Raw genomic sequence first — 18264 nt, forward strand, 5'->3', positions numbered from 1 at the left:
CTGGAGCGCCCCTTCAGGGGCGCGGGGAACTGCGCGACCAGCCACAACGGACCGGCACTGTTCTGAACCGTTCAACCCACGGAGCATCCGCCAGGGGCACTATTCAAGAAGCTCCGCATACGACCCCATGGCCAAGGCGACATCCGCCTGAGCCCAGAACCGGTGATACGTGAAGACCGGCGCAGCCCCACCCGCCAGATAACTCTGGATCTTCGACCACGCCGGATCGTTCTTGTAGAAGGACCGCAACGAGGCGAACGTAGAAGCGGAGTTGACCGCGTCCCCGTTCGGCATCGTCCCGCTCCACCCACTCGGCACATACACACTGTCGTCGAACCGGTTGTAGTCCGCGCGAGTCTCCGGAACGGCGACACCCAGGCTGTCCTGGTAGTTGCCCCACATCCCGTCGAGCAGCGCCTTCGCGGTCGTCTTCGCCGCCGCGGAACCGGACTTCGCGGCGTAGTACGTCAGCGTCTTGGCATACGCGGCGGCCACACCCACGTCATTGGTGTAGTCGGCCACGGTGACATGAAGTCCCGTATTGGCACCGGGACTTGACGCGTTCCACGTATCCGGCTGGCCCGACCACTGCAACGTCGAGGGAATCAGATACGTCCCGTCCGGATTGATCGTGGTCTTGGACAACGCCCAGGCCACCCACTTGTCGAGAACCGCCTTCGCGCTCGCGTTCCCCGTCTGCTGGTAGTACTCGGCGACCCGCTCCATCGACCACGCCTGGAACCCGAACCACTGGTTGGACGGCGGGTCGTGATAGACGGGCTGCTGGTCGTAGTACATGCCGTAGAACGTTGACGTCCCGGCCGGCGGACTCGCATAGCGGCCCTGCCAACTGTTCGTCGCCCCACCGGCGATGGCGCCTTCGCTCGACTGGAGCCAACGGTAGAACTCCAGCTGCCGCGACAGCGAGGTACCCCAATCCGCCGCGCCCGTCGTCGACTTGGGCTTCAGATCGGCGTACGAACTCAACGCGTAGGCAGCCAGCGGGTTTTGATACCCCCCGTGCACATGGCTGGACCCGATGCGCCAGGCCCACCCCGCACTGGTGTCGTTGGCACCGCCCCACGCGTAGTACCAGGACAACAGATAGTCCGAGGCGTCCTTGCCGGTCCCGGCCGGGCACGTGGACGGTCCGACGCAGTTGCCGATTTTCTTGAAGTACTTGTCGTACATGGCGTAGCGCAGATAGTCGCCCATCTTCGCCGCCTTGCCGACGGTCGTGGAGACGTCGGGGCCCTTGCCCTGCTCCTTCGCCCACACGTCGGCCCAGTACGCGGCCTGCACGGCCCGCGCGTCGGCGTCCGGCGCGTCGGTGTACTTCCACTGCTTGGCGTACGAGGAGTCACCGGTGTAGAGGTCCAAGTACCCGTTCGTACCGCCGTACTTGAAGGCGTCGCAGGTCGGCTGCGGCACGGTCTCCCACACGGACTCCTGCGCGCCGCGCTGGAAGGTGTTGATGTACGACGGCCCGCTCGCCGTCGGCCCCGCCTCACACCCGCCGCCCGGCGTGTCGCCGTAGCCGTAGGTGTTGTCGACGTCCTCCAGCCAGTGCATACCGTAGACATCGTCGGTACCGTATGCAGTTTTCAGTTCACCGGCGATCGGATCCGATCCCACCGGCACCGAGGGGTCGAGCTTCGCCGGATACTCGTTCGGGGTGTCCAGCTCGGGCGCGTAGGTCGCCGGCTTCGAGGCGTTGTAGAAGGAGTTCGTCGGCTGGTCGGCGTGGGTCGGGATCATGTACTTCTCCATGAGAGCCCAGGCGCCGTTGAACTTCGACCAGTCGCCCGTCACCTTGCCGTACATCGCCTGTAGCCACAGCAGATAGCTGTACGCCTCCGACGTGGTCTCGTGCCCCTGGTCCGGCGCCTCGACGATCAGGGTCTCCACCGAGTGGTAGGGGATTCCCTGGGGCGAGAAGTAGCCGTTCGCCGGGTTGGTGATCTTGCCGTAGAGGTCCAGGAAGCGAGCGTCGTACGTGTTCGCCGCCGCCAGCTCCGTCACGGTGACCGTCGCCTTGGTGAACCCCGTCGCCGTCGACTCGAAGGACGCCGAACCGGTGCCCGACGCGTCGGCCGTGAGGGTCACCGTCTGCGCGGTGTTCCAGTTCGACGGCGTAAAGGTGAGCGTCCCGCCGCCGGTGACCGACAGACCGGTGTTTCCGCTCGCGCGGGCCGTCGTGACGGTCACGTTCGACGCCGGCTGCGTCGACAGCGACACCGCGTATGTGCCCGACTTCCCCTGCTGCACGCCGAGTTGGGTCGGCGACGCCACCACCGCGGGTCCCGAAGCGACCGTGATACCGACCGGCGTCGACTCCCCGGACGCGCCCAGACTGTCGTAGGCCTTCGCCACCAGCGAGTGACTGCCCACGGTCAATCCGGAGGCCGAAAGAGAGTACGGCGAGCTCGTGTCCGTGCCGAGCAACGTCGTGTCGTCGTAGAACTCGACCTTGCTGATCGTCGCGCTGTCGGCCGCCGCCGCGGTCGCCGCGAGCGGGATCGCCGCCCCCTGCGTGTAGATCGCGCCCGCGCTCGGGCTGGTCAGCACGGCGATCGGCGGCTGGTGCGCGCCGGCACAGGTGGTGCCGTTGACCGCGAACGAGGTGGGCGCGGTGTTGGTGCCGCTGTAGCTGAACTGCGCGCCGGTCGAGACGGCCGCGCCCGCGGCGATGGTCCCGTTGTACGACGCGTTCGTCACCGAGACCGCGCTGCCGGACTGCGACCAGGTGCCGTTCCAGCCGTTGCTGAGCTTCTGGTTGCCCGCGTAGCCGTACGTGAGAGTCCAGCCGTTGATCGCGTCCGTACCCCGGTTGGTGAGGGTCAGATCCGCGGTGAAGCCGGAGCCCCAGTCGTTGGTCTTGTAGTCCACGCTGCACTGAACTGTCGCCGCCTGCGCGGGAGTTGTACCGGTCGCCAGCATCGAGACCGGAAGTGCGAGGGCCGCCACGACAGCGGTCCAGAGTCTCCGCGTAACGCGGCGTCTCCTTCTGGGGTGCATGTGCTGGTTCCTCCTTGCGGCTCGGAGAAGTGGGGGCGGAGCAGCAACAAGCCTTGAACCAGTGGGAGCGCTCCCATCGTGAGGACGGGGGTGAGAGCCGTCAAGGTGCTTACGGAGTCGAAAAGATTCGACGGACGTGGGTTGAGGGAAAGTCAGCGAAAGTCTGTGACTCCCCTGTCCTTTACCGTCACTTGGCGCTACCTTCCTGGACACCAGTGGGAGCGAATCCGTCAGTCGACGCGTCCGTGCGACGCGTCCGAGCTGCAAGGACTCGCTCATGCGACACCCCCCGCGTTCAGTACTTTTAGCCGTCGCCGGCGCGACCGCCCTCCTCGGGGCCATGGTCGTTCCGGTGGTCACGGCGTCCGGCGCCACTCCCGCGTGCACGGTGGAGTACTCGGTCACCGGCCAGTGGGACACCGGCTTCCAAGGTGCAGTGCAGATCACCAACAACATGGCACCGGTGAGCAGTTGGAGCCTGAGCTTCGACTTCGCCGGCGGCCAGAAGGTCACCCAGGGCTGGAACGCCAAGTGGTCCCAGTCCGGCGCGACGGTCACCGCGGCCAACGAGAGCTGGAACGGCTCGCTCGGCACCGGCGCGAGCGTCAGCGCCGGGTTCCTCGCCAACTTGTCGGGGAGCAACGCCGTACCGTCCGCGTTCAAGCTCAACGGGACGACCTGCAACGTCGATTCGGAGCCGACGCCACCCACGTCGCCGCCTCCGACCTCACCACCGACCAACGGCACCGCACCCGCACTGCACGTCTCCGGGAACAAGCTCGTGGACGCCGACGGCACCAACCGCCGTCTGCTCGGCGTCAATCGGTCCGGCGGCGAGTTCATGTGCGTGCAGGGCTACGGCATCTGGGACGGACCGGCGGACGACGCGGCCGTCGCGGCGATCGCCGACTGGAAGGCGAACACGGTCCGCATTCCCCTCAACGAGGAGTGCTGGCTGGGCCTTTCGAACATCAAGCCCGAGTACGCGGGCGCCAACTACATCGCCGCCGTGAAGGATCTGGTGGCGAAGGTCGAGGCGCACGGCATGACGCCGATCGTCGAACTGCACTGGACCTACGGCCAGTACACCGGCAACTCGGCGGGCTGCTCCGACGTGCACGCCACCTGCCAGAAGCCGATGCCCGACGCGCAGTACACACCGTCGTTCTGGTCCTCGGTCGCCAGCACCTTCAAGGGCGACCAGGCCGTCGCGTTCGACCTGTTCAACGAGCCCTACCCGGACCGCGCGACCTCCACGACCACCCAGGCGTGGCAGTGCTGGCGGGACGGCGGGACCTGCCCCGGCATCGGGTATGAAGTCGCCGGTATGCAGGATCTCGTCGACTCCGTACGGTCCACCGGCGCCAAGAACGTGATCATGGCCGGTGGGCTCGCGTACTCGAACGACCTGAGCCAGTGGCTGACGTACAAGCCCACCGATCCGACCGGCAATCTCGTCGCCGCGTACCACGTGTACAACTTCAACACCTGCGCGACCGAGAGCTGCTGGAACTCCACACTCGCCCCCGTCGCGGCCCAAGTACCGCTGGTGGCAGGGGAGATCGGCGAGAACACCTGCTCGCACGCCTTCGTCGACCAGGTCATGAAGTGGTTCGACGACCGCGGGCTCTCGTATCTCGGTTGGACCTGGAACACCTGGGACTGTTCCGCGGGTCCGTCCCTGATCTCCGACTACGCCGGTACGCCCACCGCGTACGGCATCGGGCTGCGTGACCATCTGCGCGCCCTCAACGGATAGGCGCCCCCAGTCAAACCCGACAGCACCCGCAACCAACTTCCTTCACAGACAAGGAAACCCGCACTCATGAGCCGTACCAGAACAGCGTTGCTCGCTGCCTTGGTGCTCGTCGCCGGGGCCTCGGGGACGGCGGTCGCCGCCGCTCCCTCGGCGGACACCGGCATCGCCGCGATCCCGTGCAGCGTCGACTACAAGGTGCAGAACCAGTGGGACACCGGCTTCACCGCCGCCGTCACGATCACCAACAACGGGGCCGCGAAGTCGAGTTGGGCCGCGAAGTGGTCGTACGCCGGTAACCAGCAGATCACCAGCGGCTGGAACGCGAAGATCAGCCAGAGCGGGACCGCCGTCACGGCGGCCAACGAGACCTACAACGGGAGCCTGGGGACCGGGAGTTCGGTCAGCTTCGGCTTCAACGCCTCCTACAGCGGCACCAACGCGCTCCCGACCACCTTCACCCTCGACGGCGTGACCTGCAACGTCGACGACGGCAGCGGTGGGGGAGGCGGTGGCGGCACCGATCCCGGCACGCGGGTCGACAACCCGTACGCGGGCGCCAAGGTGTACGTGAACCCGGAGTGGTCCGCGAAGGCCGCGGCCGAGACCGGCGGCAGCCGGATCTCCAGCCAGCCCACCGGCGTCTGGCTCGACCGCATCGCCGCGATCAACGGTGTCAGCGGCGGGATGGGCCTGCGCGCCCACCTCGACGCGGCGCTCGCCCAGAAGGGCACCGGCGAAGAGGTCGTCCAGCTGGTCGTCTACGACCTGCCCGGGCGTGACTGCGCTGCCCTCGCCTCGAACGGTGAGCTCGGCCCGACCGAAATCGGCCGCTACGAGAGCGAGTTCATCGACCCGATCGCCGCGATCCTCGCCGACAGCAAGTACGCCTCGCTGCGGATCGTCACCACGATCGAGATCGACTCGCTGCCCAACCTGGTGACCAACACCGGCAGCAAGGCCACCGCGACCCCGCAGTGCGACACGATGCTCGCCAACGGCAACTACGTGAAGGGTGTCGGATACGCGCTGAACAAGCTCGGCGCGATCCCCAACGTCTACAACTACATCGACGCCGGACACCACGGCTGGCTCGGCTGGGACGACAACTTCGTTCCCTCCGCGAACCTCTTCTACCAGGCCGCGAACGCCGAGGGCGCGACCGTGAACGACGTGGCCGGCTTCATCACCAACACGGCCAACTACAGCGCCCTGAAGGAGAACAACTTCACCATCAACGACAGCGTGAACGGTGTCTCCGTGCGCCAGTCCAAGTGGGTCGACTGGAACCGCTACGTGGACGAGCAGTCGTACGCCCAGGCGTTCCGCAACCAGTTGGTGTCGGTGGGATTCAACTCCGGTATCGGCATGCTGATCGACACGTCGCGGAACGGGTGGGGTGGCTCTGCTCGGCCCACCGGTCCGGGAGCAACCACCAGTGTGGACACGTACGTTGACGGCGGGCGCTACGACCGGCGGATCCAGGTCGGGAACTGGTGCAACCAGTCCGGTGCGGGTCTGGGTGAGCGGCCGAAGGCTGCTCCTGCCGCCGGGATCGACGCGTATGTGTGGATGAAGCCGCCGGGGGAGTCGGACGGGTCCAGCACGGCCATCGCGAACGACGAGGGCAAGGGGTTTGACCGGATGTGCGATCCGACGTACACGGGGAACGCGCGTAACGGGAACAACATGTCGGGTGCGCTGGCGAATGCGCCGTTGTCCGGGCACTGGTTCTCTGCGCAGTTCCAGCAGCTGATGGCCAACGCGTACCCGCCCCTGTAGGTGCCGTTGGTTGCGTCGAGTTTTTAGCTGCGGGCCGTGTGTGGCTGGTCGCGCAGTTCCCCGCGCCCCTTAAAAAGGGGCGTGGGGGTCAGCCCTTGTTGGAGAGGCCCTGGCGAATTGCTGACTCCACCACCGAATAGGTGCCGTTGGACCGCTCCAACTCGTACGGGACCGCCGGCATCAGAGGTGGCTGGCCCATGAAGCGGGGGCGGTTGCCGTGGTGGGGCTGGGCCGCGTGGACCAGGAAGGGGTGGCAGAGGTACACGTCACCGGGGTGACCGGTGGCGTAGGTGAGGGGGCGTCCGGCGGATGCCTCGGCCACCTTCGGGCCGAGGGTCAGTGAGGAGGCGCCCTTCTCGCCGTACGGTTCGAGGACGCGCGGGACGTCGAGGTGGGAGCCGACCCGGATGCGGGTCGGTGCGTTCTCCTCGGTGACCTCGGTGTAGAGCATCAGCATCAGCAGGGCCCGGCTGCGCGAGCGCAGGTTCGTGTACGGCCACTCGTTCTCCGCGCCCTCCGCCGTATAGCTGCCCTCGATGTGCCAGCCGGCGTCGTCCGGCTCCGTCGCGTGCGGGAAGCGGAGGGGGAAGCTGCCGACCGAGTAACGGGACTGCCACCGGCCCGCGCCCACCAGGAGGTCGAACGCCTCATGCAGGACGGGGGAGTTGACCGAGGCGGCGAACGGTCCCTGGGGCATGTCGCTCACCCACACCACGGGGTCCTTCCAGGTGCCGGGGTCCTCCGCGTCGTAGCCCGTCTCCCGCCACAGCAGCCGAGCGCAGTGCTCGGCGACCCGTGGTGGGAAGGCCCCCTCGATCTTCACGAAGCCGTCTTCGAGGAAGCGTTCCACCATCACGTCGGCCGTATCGTCCATACGGGCATGCTCGGTGACGGATGACCTGTTCCGCACCTCATTTTTTGCCGCTTCGGCAACGGAACTGGCCGTCGAACGGTGCGTCGGCGCAGGCTGGCGGCACGCGGACGAGAGGGTGACCACCATGGCGCACGAGTACGATCACGAGCACAAGCACGACCACACGCCGGGGCAGGAAAACGACCACAAGCCCGGCAAGGATCGCCACCACCACGATCACACCGACCTCGACTGGGCCGTCATGGGCCCCCTGCTGGAGACCCAGGCGGAGCTGTTCGCGCCGTTGTACGAGCGGGCGATGGCGTGGCTCGCGAAGGAGCGGACCGATCCGGGGCTGATCGTCGACGTGGGCAGTGGCCCCGGTGTGGTCGCGTGTCTGTTCGCGGAGACGTTCCCGGGCGCCCGGGTCGTCGCGGTGGACGGTTCCGAACCGCTCCTGGAGCGGGCCCGCGCCCGTGCGGACCGGCAGGGCTTCGGTGATCGTTTCAGCACGCTGACCGGTGAACTGCCCGAGGTTCTGGGGCAGTTGGAATACCCGGCCGACCTGCTGTGGGCCAGCCGCAGTCTGCACCACCTCGGTGACCAGCGGGCCGGTCTCGCCGCGTTCGCGGAGCGGCTCGCGCCCGGCGGCACCCTCGCGATCATGGAGGGCGGCCTGCCCTCCCGGTTCCTGCCCCGCGACTTCGGCATCGGCCGCCCGGGTCTGGAGGCGCGGATCGACGCGATCGAGTCCGAGTGGTTCGCGCAGATGCGTGCCGACCTCCCCGGCTCGGTCACCGAGACCGAGGACTGGCCCGCCCTCCTGGAGTCGGTCGGCCTGAAGCACACCGGCAGCCGCAGCTTCCTCCTGGACCTGCCCGCCCCGGCCCCCGACCGCGTCCGCGCCTACGTCGCGACCTGGCTGACCCGCGTCCGTGACACCTACGGCGAGGCGATGGACGCCGACGACCGGGCCGCCCTCGACCGGCTCGTCGACCCCGAGGACCCGGCGGGTGTGCATCAGCGCGACGATGTGTTCGTGCTCGCCGCGCACACCGTGCACAGGGCGGTGCGGACGAGCTGACAGGGCCCGTGATCGCGGCGGCTTGACTTCGAGCCTGCTCAAGGTGATGAACTGCCCCTCCGACTGCGCGGAGTTCACCGACCCACGGGGGGACCAGCACCATGAACGACAACTCTCACGTCGCGCTCATAACCGGCGGCGGCAGCGGTATCGGGGCCGCCGTCGCCCGGCAACTCCTCAGCGCCGGGGGCCGGGTGGCCGTCACCGGCCGCAGCGAGCAGCGGCTGTTCGACTTTTCCGCTCAACTGGGGCACCCCGAGGGCCTGTTGACGATTCCCGGCAGTGCCGCCGAGTACGACGAGGTGCAGACCGCCGTCGAGACGACACTCAAACGGTTCGGGCGGCTCGACGCGGTCGTCGCCAACGCCGGGGTCGCCACGCACGACTCGGTCGCCGAGGGTGACCCGGCCGGGTGGACCGAGATGGTGCTGACCAACGTCCTCGGTCCCGCCCTGCTGATCCGGGCGTCCGTCGACGCGCTGAAGCAGACGCACGGCCGGATTGTGCTGATCGGCAGCGTCGCCGGGTTCGTGCACACCCCCGGCAACATCTACGGCGCCACCAAGTGGGCGATGACCGGCCTCGCCGAGAACACCCGGCGCGAGGTCACGGAGTTCGGCATCGGGGTGACGCTGGTCGCCCCGGGCCGGGTGGAGACCCCGTTCTGGGACGGCAACGGCAGCCTGCCGTCCGGCCATCTCCTGACCGCCGACCAGATCGCCGACTCGATCCTGTGGGCGATCCGCCAGCCGGCCGGCGTCGACATCAACACCGTCGTCGTACGGCCGATCGGGCAGCCCAACTGACGTAGCGGACCCAACTCGCCCACGGAAAAGGCCCGTTGCCGCGAACAGTCGAGAGCTGTCGCGACAACGGGCCAACTCATGCCCTGCTGGGCTCAGTTGTTTGCCAGGAACTGCTTCGCCAGCTGGTCGCCCAGCGAGACCGCCGCGCTGTGGCTCTCGATGGGGGAGACCGTCGAGTTCTTGAACAGGATGTACGTAACGCCGGATTCGGCGCCGCCGGTCGCCGGGTCGGGGTCGATACCGAGGGCGCTGGCCGTGGCATACGAGGCCTCGCCGATGATGTTGGTGGGGCCGGTGTCGCCGACGACCGCGTACTCGACCTTGTTGTTGTAGATCACGGCGACCACGCCGCCGCCCTTGATGCCGTAGCTGGAGTACTTCCAGATGCTGCTGGAGCTGGGCACCACGATGTACGGCAGCGAATCCGCCTTCAGGGGCTGGCCGTTGGACTGGTGGAACGCCGTGTCGTCCTGGTACCAGGGGTCGGCGTTCTCGTTGCAGTTCGAGGTGCGCTGGCCGTCGCAGTCGATGTCCATGTCGGCCTTCCAGAACACGGCGCCGTTCTTGCCGCAGACCGGGATGGTGGCCGAAGTCTCGTCGTCGGTGCGGTACTTGCCGTTCGATATCTGGGAGCAGGACGTCACCTTGGAGAGCAGGTCGGCCGCGCTGACCGAGCCCTCCTGAGCCGACTTGGGGGTGGCGCCGGAGGCGCTCGCGGGGAGCACTCCGGCGGCGAGCAGGGCGGCGCCTGAGGCCGCGGCGAGGGTCAGTGTTCGCATGCGCACTGTGGGGGACCCTTCTGTTAGGAAAGTTTCCTTACCGGGTGCGCAACAAGGTGCCCCGTCATCATGCCCGCGTCAAGACCCTGGTACGAACCAAGTGGGCCGACGGCGCGGAAAGCGGCACGGAAAGCAGCACAGAAAGCGGTACGGAAAAGCGATGCGCCCCGGAGTCAGAAGGCTCCGGGGCGCTCGCACTGCCTGAGGTTCAGGCCATGTGCCTTGATTTCAGGCTGCGTTGAACGTCGACGGGTCGGGACCGAGGCGCCGGTCCTCGTTCAGCGCACTGATCGCCGCGAGGTCCTCGGTGTCCAGGCTGAAGTCGAAGACCTCGATGTTCTCCTTGATCCGCGAAGGCGTCACGGACTTGGGGATCACCACGTTGCCGAGCTGGATGTGCCAGCGCAGTACGACCTGGGCCGGGGTGCGACCGTGCTTCTGGGCGATGGCGACGATCGCCGGGACCTCCAGGAGGCCCTTGCCCGAGCCGAGCGGCGACCAGGCCTCGGTCGCGATGCCCTGCTCCGCCTGGTACTCACGCCCGGCGCGCTGCTGGAACTGCGGGTGCAGCTCGATCTGGTCGACCGCCGGGATGACCGAGGTCTGCTCGATCAGCCGGGCCAGGTGGTCGGGCTCGAAGTTCGAGACGCCGATGGCACGCACGCGGCCGTCCGCGTACAGCTTCTCGAACGCCTTGTAGCTGTCGACGTACTTGTCCCGGGCCGGGGTGGGCCAGTGGATCAGATACAGATCCAGGTACTCCAGGCCGAGCTTCTCCAGCGACACGTCGAACGCGCGCAGGGTCTCGTCGTACCCCTGGTCGGCGTTCCAGAGCTTGGTGGTGACGAAGAGGTCCTCGCGCGGGACGTCGGACGCGGCGATGGCCTTTCCGGTGCCCTCTTCGTTGCCGTAGATCGCAGCGGTGTCGATGCTGCGGTACCCGGCCTCCAGCGCCGTGGCCACCGCCCGCTCCGCCTCGTCGTCCGGCACCTGCCAGACGCCGAAGCCCAGCTGGGGCATCTCGACACCGTTGTTGAGGATGATCGGGGGGACCTTGCTGCTCACGAGCTCTCGATCCTTCAGTCGTCGGTTGGTACTCATATCGTCAACGATCACGGGCCGTGATGCATTCCTGACGGCGAGATCCGACCTCGCCCACTCCCGGAGGGTCTACCCGCTCAGGCCCGGTACAGCGCCTCGACCTCGTTCGAGTACGTGTTCTCGATGGCCTTGCGCTTCAGCTTCAGGGACGGGGTCAGCAGACCGTGCTCCTCGGTGAAGGGCTGGGCCAGTATCCGGAAGGTGCGGATCGACTCGGCCTGCGAGACCAGGGTGTTCGCGGCGACCACCGCGCGCCGCACCTCGGTCTCCAGGTCGGCGTCCCGCACCAGCTGGGCCGGGGACAGCTGAGGTTTGCCGCGCATGGTGAGCCAGTGCTCGACGGCCTCGTGGTCGAGGGTGACCAGGGCTGCGATGTAGGGGCGGTCGTTGCCGACGACGATGCACTGCGAGACCAGGGGGTGGTCCCGTACCCGCTCCTCCAGCAGTCCCGGCGCGACGCTCTTGCCGCCGGAGGTGACCAGGATCTCCTTCTTGCGCCCGGTGATGGTGAGATAGCCGTCCTCGTCGAGGGAGCCCAGGTCACCGGTGGCGAGCCAGCCGTCGTGCAGGGTCTCGTCGGTGGCCTTCTGGTTGTTGAGGTAGCCCTGGAAGACGTTGGGGCCGTTCAGCCAGATCTCGCCGTCGTCCGCGATGTGGACGGTGACCCCGGGGATGGCCTGGCCGACCGTGCCGTAGCGGGTGCGGTCGGGCGGGTTGGCGGTCGCGGCGGCCGTCGACTCGGTGAGGCCGTAGCCCTCGTAGATCTGGACGCCCGCGCCCGCGAAGAACAGCCCGAGGCGACGGTCCATGGCCGACCCGCCGGACATGGCGTTGCGGATACGGCCGCCCATGGCGGCCCGCACCTTGGAGTAGACGAGTTTGTCGAAGAGCTGGTGCTGCATGCGCAGTCCGGCGGACGGGCCCGGGCCGATGCCCCAGGCCTTCTCCTCGATCGCGTCCGCGTACCGCACGGCGATGTCGACGGCCTTCTCGAACGGCCCGGCCTTGCCCTCCTTCTCGGCCTTGCGGCGGGCCGCGTTGAAGACCTTCTCGAAGATGTACGGCACGGCGAGGATGAACGTCGGTTTGAAGGCGACCAGGTCGGGCAGCAGGACGGCCGCGTTGAGCTGCGGCTGGTGGCCGAAGCGGACCCCGCCGCGGATCGCCGCGACCTCGACCATCCGCCCGAAGACATGCGCCAGCGGCAGGAACAGCAGGGTCGCCGCCTCGTCGCCCTTCTTCGAGTGGAAGACGGACTCCCAGGTGTCGATGACCGTGTCCGCCTCGTACATGAAGTTGCCGTGCGAGATGACACAGCCCTTGGGTCTGCCCGTGGTGCCCGAAGTGTAGATGATCGTCGCGGTCGAGTCCGGGGTGACGGCCTGGCGGTGCCGGTGGACCACCTCGTCCTCGATGTGCGCGCCGGCGTCGTACAGCTCCTGCACGGCGCCCGTGTCGAGCTGCCACAGCTGGTGCAGCGCGGGGAGGCGGTCGATGACGGTGGCGATGGTCATCGCGTGGTCCTCGTGCTCGACCATCGCCGCCGAGACCTGCGCGTCGTGCAGCATCCAGAAGCACTGCTCGGCCGACGACGTCGGGTAGATCGGCACCACCTGGGCGCCGATCGTCCACAGCGCGAAGTCGAAGAGTGTCCACTCGTAGCGGGTACGGGACATGATCGCGACCCGGTCGCCGAAGCGGACGCCCTGCGCGAGCAGGCCCTTGGCGAGGGCGAGGACCTCGTCGCGGAACTCGGCGGCGGTCACGTCCCGCCACCTGTCCTGCTCGTCCTTGCGGCCGAGGGAGACATGCAGGGGGTCGTCCTGGGCACGCTGGAAGACGACGTCGGCCAGACCGCCCACCGGCGGTGCCAACGCCAACGGAGGGTTGTTGTACTCGCGCAAACCCCGCTCCCCGCTCCTGTTGGCACTCCCCTACAGCGCCGTGAAAGCTACCCCACCGGGCGGAAGGGCGGGAGGGGGTCGGGAAACGAGCGGTCCGCACGTCCGCACTGGTCAGCGACGGAAAATGCCCGCACAAGGGGAAGGGTCGGACAGAAATCCTTACGGTTCCGTAGGTTTCGGGCCCGTAATCTCCACTGAATCTGTACGACCCGCTTACCCCTGGCGTCCCGATCGCTCCACGTCACCGGTGCGACGCCATCTCCTCCCCGGCCGGTTTCCGCTCGGCGGGCGCGCCGAAGCCGCCGACGTACCGGACGCTTCCGTGCAACTCGTCCTCAACTCCCCCTGCCTCAAAGTAAGTTCAAGATAAATCATGCACAAACCCAAGCACTCGGAGATGGGAATCACAGTGTTCGGCGATCGAATGTGGCTCGTCCAAACCGAAGCCGCAGGGATTTCCCAAAAGATCTTTTCGAAATAATCTTCGGAAGTCCTTCCGGCGAGCCCTCGAAGGGAATATCGAGTTGAAGGCCAAAAACACTCATCGCCGGTCACTGGGACGCCACAGGAAGGTGGTCGTGGCCTTAGCGGCAGCGACGACCCTTCTCGGTGGCGCGCTGTACGCCAACGCCAACGCCGCGTCCGTGGAGACCGACCCGTCCACCGGCGCGTCCGCCTCCGCGTCGGCCCCCGACTCCGCGTCCCCGACCAACCCCGGATCGACCTCCTCGTCCCACCCGTCCACCTCCGCGTCCGCCCCCGAGCCCACGGGCACGGCCGGCACGGGCTCGTCCGTCGCGGACGTGGTCGACGCTGCCGACGCGTTCCTGGACACCCTGGACGACGACCAACAGGCCGACGTACTCCTCGACTTCACCCAGGCAAACGCCACCGCCTGGTCGAACGAGGCATGCGGCGCGACCTGCCGGGTCGGCATCGAGCTGAGCACCCTCAGCGACAAGCAACTCACCGCCGCCAAGGCGGTACTTGAAGCGGCCACGGGCACCGGCACCGACAGCGGTTACGACCAGATCTCCCAGATCCTGGCGGCCGACGACGTCCTCGGCGAGACCGACAGCAGCTACGGCAGCGGCAACTACTACCTCGCCTTCTTGGGCACCCCGAGCACCTCCGGCACCTGGCAACTGCACTTCGGCGGCGACCAGTTGGCCCTGAACATCACCTACAAGGACGGCGAGGTCGTGGGCTCCACCCCGTACTTCGCCGGGGTCGAACCCACCAGCTGGACCGACGACGGCACCACCTACGCACCCCTGGCCGGGATGCACGACGGAGTGGAGGCGATGCTCGAAGGCCTCAGCGACGACGAGCTGTCGGAGGCGGAGCTCTCCGACTCCACCACCGATGTGGTGCTCGGCCCGGACGAGGACGGCGACTTCCCCGACACCAAGGAGGGCCTCGCGGTCAGCGAACTGACCGACGACCAGCAGCAGTTGGTGCTCGACGCCATCACCCCGTGGGTCGAGGCCGCGGACGACACGACCGCCGCGTCCACCCTGAGCACCTACAAGTCGGAGCTCGACGACACCTACATCTCCTACTCCGGCACCACCGCGCTGGACACCGCGGGCGACTACGTCCGCATCGACGGACCCGGCGTCTGGATCGAGTTCTCCGTCAAGGACGGCGTGGTCGACACCGGCCAGCTCAACTACAGCACCGTCTACCGCGATCACGACACCGACTACGGAGGAGAGTTCTCGTTCTCCTGAACCGCCCGCCGGCGACATAATGGGCGGCGCTGCTCATTGCAGCGCCGCCCGCACCCGGGAATTACCGCGCGGTCGGCCGAGGGGGGCAAATCCCTCGGTGCTTTTTGTCGACGCCGGGGTGCAGCCCGGCTTTTTCTCGCACCCTCGCTGAATTGAATTCCGGTATCGGCCAGCTATAAAAAACCGAAACTACGAGCCGCGCCGATGCAGCCGATCCCCGCCCGCCAGAATCGCCGCCGCCAACGCATCCGCCGCCCCCTGCGCCGAGACCCGCCGCCGCCCGTGCACCAGCACGAAATCGACCTCCCCCAACTCCGGCAGCCCCGCCCGCTCCGGCACCCGCACCAACCCCGGCGGCACCAGCCCCCGCGAATGGGCCATCACCCCGAGCCCCGCCCGGGCCGCCGCGATCAGCCCGTTCAGGCTCCCGCTCGTGCACGCGATCCGCCACGCCCGCCCCTGCCGCTCCAGCGCCTCCAGCGCGAGCGCCCGCGTGATGCCCGGCGGCGGATAGACGATCAGCGGCACCGGACGATCCGCGTCCAGGCGGAGCCGTTCCGCGCCGATCCACACCAATTTGTCGTGCCAGACCAGTTCGCCCCGCGGGTCCTCGGCGCGGCGCTTCGCCAGCACCAGGTCCAGCTTCCCGGCGGTGAGCTGCTCGTGCAGCGTGCCGGACAGCTCGACCGTCAGCTCCAGGTCGACCTCGGGATGGTCGGAGCGGAAGCTTTCCAGGATCTCGGGGAGCCGGGTGAGGACGAAGTCCTCGGACGCGCCGAAGCGGAGCCGGCCGCGCAGGCGCGTACCGGTGAAGAACGCCGATGCCTGCTCCTGCACCTCCAGGATCCGGCGCGCGAAGCCGAGCATCGCCTCCCCGTCCTCCGTCAGCTCCACGGAGTGGGTGTCCCGGGTGAACAGCTGCCGCCCCGTCGCGTCCTCCAGCCGCCGCACATGTTGGCTCACCGTGGACTGGCGCAGCCCGAGCCGCCGGGCAGCCTGCGTGAAACTCAGCGTCTGGGACACCGCGAGAAAAGTACGCAGGTGAGAGAGGTCGTACATGGCATACACCATGGCATACACGGTATCCGGCTATCGCGAAACGTGATGACAGTCAGAGCGGTATGACGGATTCCCGATCAAGAGTCCGGAGAGGAGGATGGGGAGGGCACGAGTCCGCGCCGGAAGACGGACCGGACGTACAGCGAGACACGCGAGACAGTGGAGCACAGTGAAACGCCTGCGATGGCCGAGTCGGATGCCGGTCGACCCCTACATCCTGCTGCTGCTCGGGACGGTGGGCCTCGCCGCACTCCTCCCCGCCAGAGGCACGGGCGCCGACGTCGCCTCGGGCGCCTCCACGGCCGCGATCGCCTTCCTCTTCTTCCTCTACGGCGCCCGCCTGTCGACCCATGAGGCACTCGACGGACTCAAGCACTGGCGCCTGCACACCACCGTCCTGGCCTGCACCTTCGTCATCTTCCCGCTGCTCGGCCTGGCCGCCCGCGGCCTCGTCCCGGTGATCCTGACCCACCCCCTCTACCAGGGGCTGCTCTTCCTCACCCTCGTCCCGTCGACCGTCCAGTCGTCGATCGCGTTCACCTCGATCGCGCGCGGCAACGTGCCCGCCGCGATCTGCGCGGGCTCCTTCTCCTCGCTCGCCGGCATCGTCATCACCCCGCTGCTCGCGGCGGCGCTGCTCGGCAACAGCGGCGGTGGCTTCTCCGCCGACTCGCTCGTCAAGATCATGCTGCAACTCCTGGTGCCGTTCCTGGCCGGGCAGGTGCTGCGGCGCTGGATCGGAGGGTTCATCACCCGGCACAAGAAGATCCTCGGCTACGTCGACCGCGCCTCGATCCTCCTCGTCGTCTACACCGCGTTCAGCGAGGGCATGGTCCAGGGCATCTGGCACCAGGTCAGCGCGATCCGCCTCGCCGGACTGCTCGCCGTCGAGGCTGTCGTGCTCGCCGTGATGCTCGCCCTGACCTGGTACGGCGGCAAGGCGCTGCGCTTCGACCGGGAGGACCGGATCGCCATCCAGTTCGCCGGCTCGAAGAAGTCCCTCGCCTCCGGACTCCCCATGGCCAGCGTCCTGTTCGGTGCCCACGCCTCCCTCGCGGTGCTGCCGCTGATGCTCTTCCACCAGATGCAGTTGATGGTGTGCGCGGTCATCGCCAAGCGCCGCGCCCGCGACCCGCTGCCCGAGGTCACCGGGACGGCGGCGGCCCCAACCGCAGCGTCACGAACCGCGGTCGGTACAGCGACACGTTCCGGCTGAGGTTCCAGGCGGCCGAAGTGGCCGTCGCGTCCAGCCAGTTGACGTCGTAGCTGAGGACGATCCGGTCGTCGTCGCCCAACTCTGCGTGTACCTGCGGGTTGTACGCGGCGACCTGTCCCTGCGGCAGCGGCGGGCTGAAACTCCTGGTCGGCCCGTGCCACGGCCCGGTCGGCGAACAGGCCCAGTACGAGGTGACGGTGGTGAGCCCCCGGCTCCCCGCGGCCATCGTGAACAGGATGTACGTCCCACCGTCCCGCACCACCGAGAACGCGCTGCCCACGCCTGTGTGTTGGCCATCGCCGAGCACCGGCCGAGGCCCCGCCCGGGCCGTCCACGCCGAGCCGTCCCAGTACTCCCAGGCACCGGGCTCCGCGAGCCGCCCCTCCGGCACCCGGGCCACATACGCCGAGGAGGTCGGCCGGGCCGCGGCCTGGGCGTCGTTCCCGCCGAAGACGTACGTCCAGCCGCCCGCCGTGACCAGCGTCGTCCCGAACTGCACACGCCGGGACGGGTCTTGGACGAGCTGCTGGTCGAAGACCTTCACGATCGACTCCACCCGCAGGTCCGGCAGCGACAGCGTGGCGACCTCGGTCGCGGTCGGTACACCGTAGATCCACGGGTACGCTCCGGCGGTTCGCGTCCACAGCAGCACCCGTACGACCGACTCGACCGAGCCGGGGGAGCGGGGCTCGACGCGGGCCGCGACCGGCCAACGCCACTCGTTCGGGGCGGGATCGGGGAACAGCGGTGCGGGGAGCGTGAGTTGGGGATGCCCGTCGCTCATCACCACGGCCGAGTTGCGCACCAGCGGCGCGGTGGTGTCCCGCCAGGCGTACGACTCGCCGACCGGGTTGGGCGGGCGGTGCACCTGGCCGAGATAGGTGTCGGAGAACAGCCACAGCACCCGGCCGTCCGGCAGCCGCACCGAGTGGGTGCCGTCGCCGCCGGTCCAGTCGTCGGCGCGGGACTCGTCGTCGCCGTACGCGGCAAAGGAGTTGGTCAGCTTCGCGTCCGCCGACCAGGAGCGCACCGTACGAGCCGTGCACGCGCCGCCGCCCTCCCCGTGGCGGTCCTTGGGGAGGGCGGTGAGCAGCACGGCCGCGAGAACCAGGGTCAGCAGCAGGCCGACCCCGGCTCCCCTCCGCTGTCGTGCTCGTCGGTCCTCGGGCACGC

Annotated in this window: 13 protein-coding genes; 6 read left to right on the forward strand and 7 right to left on the reverse strand. The window is 68.2% G+C overall.

Features of this window, described 5'->3' with window-relative positions; all coding sequences use genetic code 11:
* Positions 1-99 precede the first annotated feature (99 nt).
* Positions 100-3018, reverse strand: a complete 2919-nt coding sequence (locus OG588_RS41185) for a glycoside hydrolase family 48 protein (protein WP_405951691.1) — start codon at positions 3016-3018, stop codon at positions 100-102.
* Between the two features lie 277 nt (positions 3019-3295).
* On the opposite strand from OG588_RS41185, the gene OG588_RS41190 reads away from it, so the two are divergent.
* Both OG588_RS41190 and OG588_RS41195 read left to right on the forward strand, forming a co-directional pair.
* Complete coding sequence (locus OG588_RS41190) at positions 3296-4777, forward strand: cellulase family glycosylhydrolase (protein ID WP_405951692.1); 1482 nt, start codon at positions 3296-3298, stop codon at positions 4775-4777.
* A 66-nt stretch (positions 4778-4843) separates the two neighbouring features.
* The gene (locus OG588_RS41195; protein ID WP_405951693.1) at positions 4844-6556 is read left to right on the forward strand and encodes a glycoside hydrolase family 6 protein; all 1713 of its coding nucleotides are present in this window, start codon (positions 4844-4846) and stop codon (positions 6554-6556) included.
* An 88-nt stretch (positions 6557-6644) separates the two neighbouring features.
* Here OG588_RS41195 and OG588_RS41200 read toward each other — a convergent pair whose 3' ends face one another.
* Entirely contained in the window at positions 6645-7430 is a 786-nt protein-coding gene (locus OG588_RS41200) for a phytanoyl-CoA dioxygenase family protein (protein WP_405951694.1), read from the reverse strand.
* 124 nt (positions 7431-7554) lie between these two features.
* Here OG588_RS41200 and OG588_RS41205 point away from each other — a divergent pair, with 124 nt between their 5' ends.
* A complete protein-coding gene (locus OG588_RS41205; RefSeq protein ID WP_405951695.1) occupies positions 7555-8493 on the forward strand; it encodes a class I SAM-dependent methyltransferase in 939 nt (312 codons plus the stop codon).
* 101 nt (positions 8494-8594) lie between these two features.
* Positions 8595-9299: an SDR family oxidoreductase gene (locus tag OG588_RS41210; protein WP_366094980.1), complete on the forward strand. Its 705-nt coding sequence runs from the start codon at positions 8595-8597 to the stop codon at positions 9297-9299.
* Positions 9300-9391: 92 nt separating this feature from the next.
* On the opposite strand, the gene OG588_RS41215 is transcribed toward OG588_RS41210, so the two are convergent.
* The 3 genes from OG588_RS41215 to OG588_RS41225 all read right to left on the reverse strand — a co-directional run bounded on the left by OG588_RS41215 (position 9392) and on the right by OG588_RS41225 (position 13083).
* Positions 9392-10084, reverse strand: coding sequence for a glycoside hydrolase family 75 protein (locus tag OG588_RS41215; RefSeq protein WP_405951696.1), 693 nt, complete (start codon positions 10082-10084; stop codon positions 9392-9394).
* Positions 10085-10306: 222 nt separating this feature from the next.
* Positions 10307-11143: an aldo/keto reductase gene (locus OG588_RS41220; RefSeq protein ID WP_405951697.1), complete on the reverse strand. Its 837-nt coding sequence runs from the start codon at positions 11141-11143 to the stop codon at positions 10307-10309.
* Positions 11144-11256: 113 nt separating this feature from the next.
* Positions 11257-13083, reverse strand: coding sequence for an AMP-dependent synthetase/ligase (locus tag OG588_RS41225; protein WP_405951698.1), 1827 nt, complete (start codon positions 13081-13083; stop codon positions 11257-11259).
* A 578-nt stretch (positions 13084-13661) separates the two neighbouring features.
* Between OG588_RS41225 and OG588_RS41230 the strand changes: the two genes are divergently transcribed.
* Positions 13662-14816 carry a DUF3500 domain-containing protein gene (locus OG588_RS41230; RefSeq protein ID WP_405951699.1) on the forward strand — a complete coding sequence of 385 codons (1155 nt, stop codon included), beginning with the start codon at positions 13662-13664 and terminating at the stop codon, positions 14814-14816.
* Positions 14817-15005: 189 nt separating this feature from the next.
* Here the strand turns inward: OG588_RS41230 and OG588_RS41235 are convergent, their stop codons facing one another.
* Positions 15006-15875 (reverse strand): LysR substrate-binding domain-containing protein, encoded by an 870-nt coding sequence (locus tag OG588_RS41235; protein ID WP_405953338.1) that lies wholly within the window; start codon positions 15873-15875, stop codon positions 15006-15008.
* A 196-nt stretch (positions 15876-16071) separates the two neighbouring features.
* Here OG588_RS41235 and OG588_RS41240 point away from each other — a divergent pair, with 196 nt between their 5' ends.
* The gene (locus OG588_RS41240; protein ID WP_405951700.1) at positions 16072-17091 is read left to right on the forward strand and encodes a bile acid:sodium symporter family protein; all 1020 of its coding nucleotides are present in this window, start codon (positions 16072-16074) and stop codon (positions 17089-17091) included.
* Here the strand turns inward: OG588_RS41240 and OG588_RS41245 are convergent.
* On the reverse strand, positions 17021-18262 hold the full coding sequence (locus OG588_RS41245; RefSeq protein ID WP_405951701.1) for a DUF4185 domain-containing protein: 1242 nt from the start codon (positions 18260-18262) through the stop codon (positions 17021-17023). The two genes, OG588_RS41240 and OG588_RS41245, sit on opposite strands and share 71 nt — an antisense overlap.
* Positions 18263-18264 lie beyond the last annotated feature (2 nt).

The sequence above is a fragment of the Streptomyces prunicolor genome (assembly GCF_045162825.1).
Taxonomy (GTDB): domain Bacteria; phylum Actinomycetota; class Actinomycetes; order Streptomycetales; family Streptomycetaceae; genus Streptomyces; species Streptomyces prunicolor.

Excerpts from the sequence above, each read along its gene's own strand:
- OG588_RS41185 (WP_405951691.1), bottom strand. The coding sequence starts at position 3,018 with ATGCACCCCAGAAGGAGACGCCGCGTTACGCGGAGACTCTGGACCGCT.
- OG588_RS41190 (WP_405951692.1), top strand. The coding sequence starts at position 3,296 with ATGCGACACCCCCCGCGTTCAGTACTTTTAGCCGTCGCCGGCGCGACC.
- OG588_RS41195 (WP_405951693.1), top strand. The coding sequence starts at position 4,844 with ATGAGCCGTACCAGAACAGCGTTGCTCGCTGCCTTGGTGCTCGTCGCC.
- OG588_RS41200 (WP_405951694.1), bottom strand. The coding sequence starts at position 7,430 with ATGGACGATACGGCCGACGTGATGGTGGAACGCTTCCTCGAAGACGGC.
- OG588_RS41205 (WP_405951695.1), top strand. The coding sequence starts at position 7,555 with ATGGCGCACGAGTACGATCACGAGCACAAGCACGACCACACGCCGGGG.
- OG588_RS41210 (WP_366094980.1), top strand. The coding sequence starts at position 8,595 with ATGAACGACAACTCTCACGTCGCGCTCATAACCGGCGGCGGCAGCGGT.
- OG588_RS41235 (WP_405953338.1), bottom strand. The coding sequence starts at position 15,875 with ATGTACGACCTCTCTCACCTGCGTACTTTTCTCGCGGTGTCCCAGACG.
- OG588_RS41240 (WP_405951700.1), top strand. The coding sequence starts at position 16,072 with ATGCCGGTCGACCCCTACATCCTGCTGCTGCTCGGGACGGTGGGCCTC.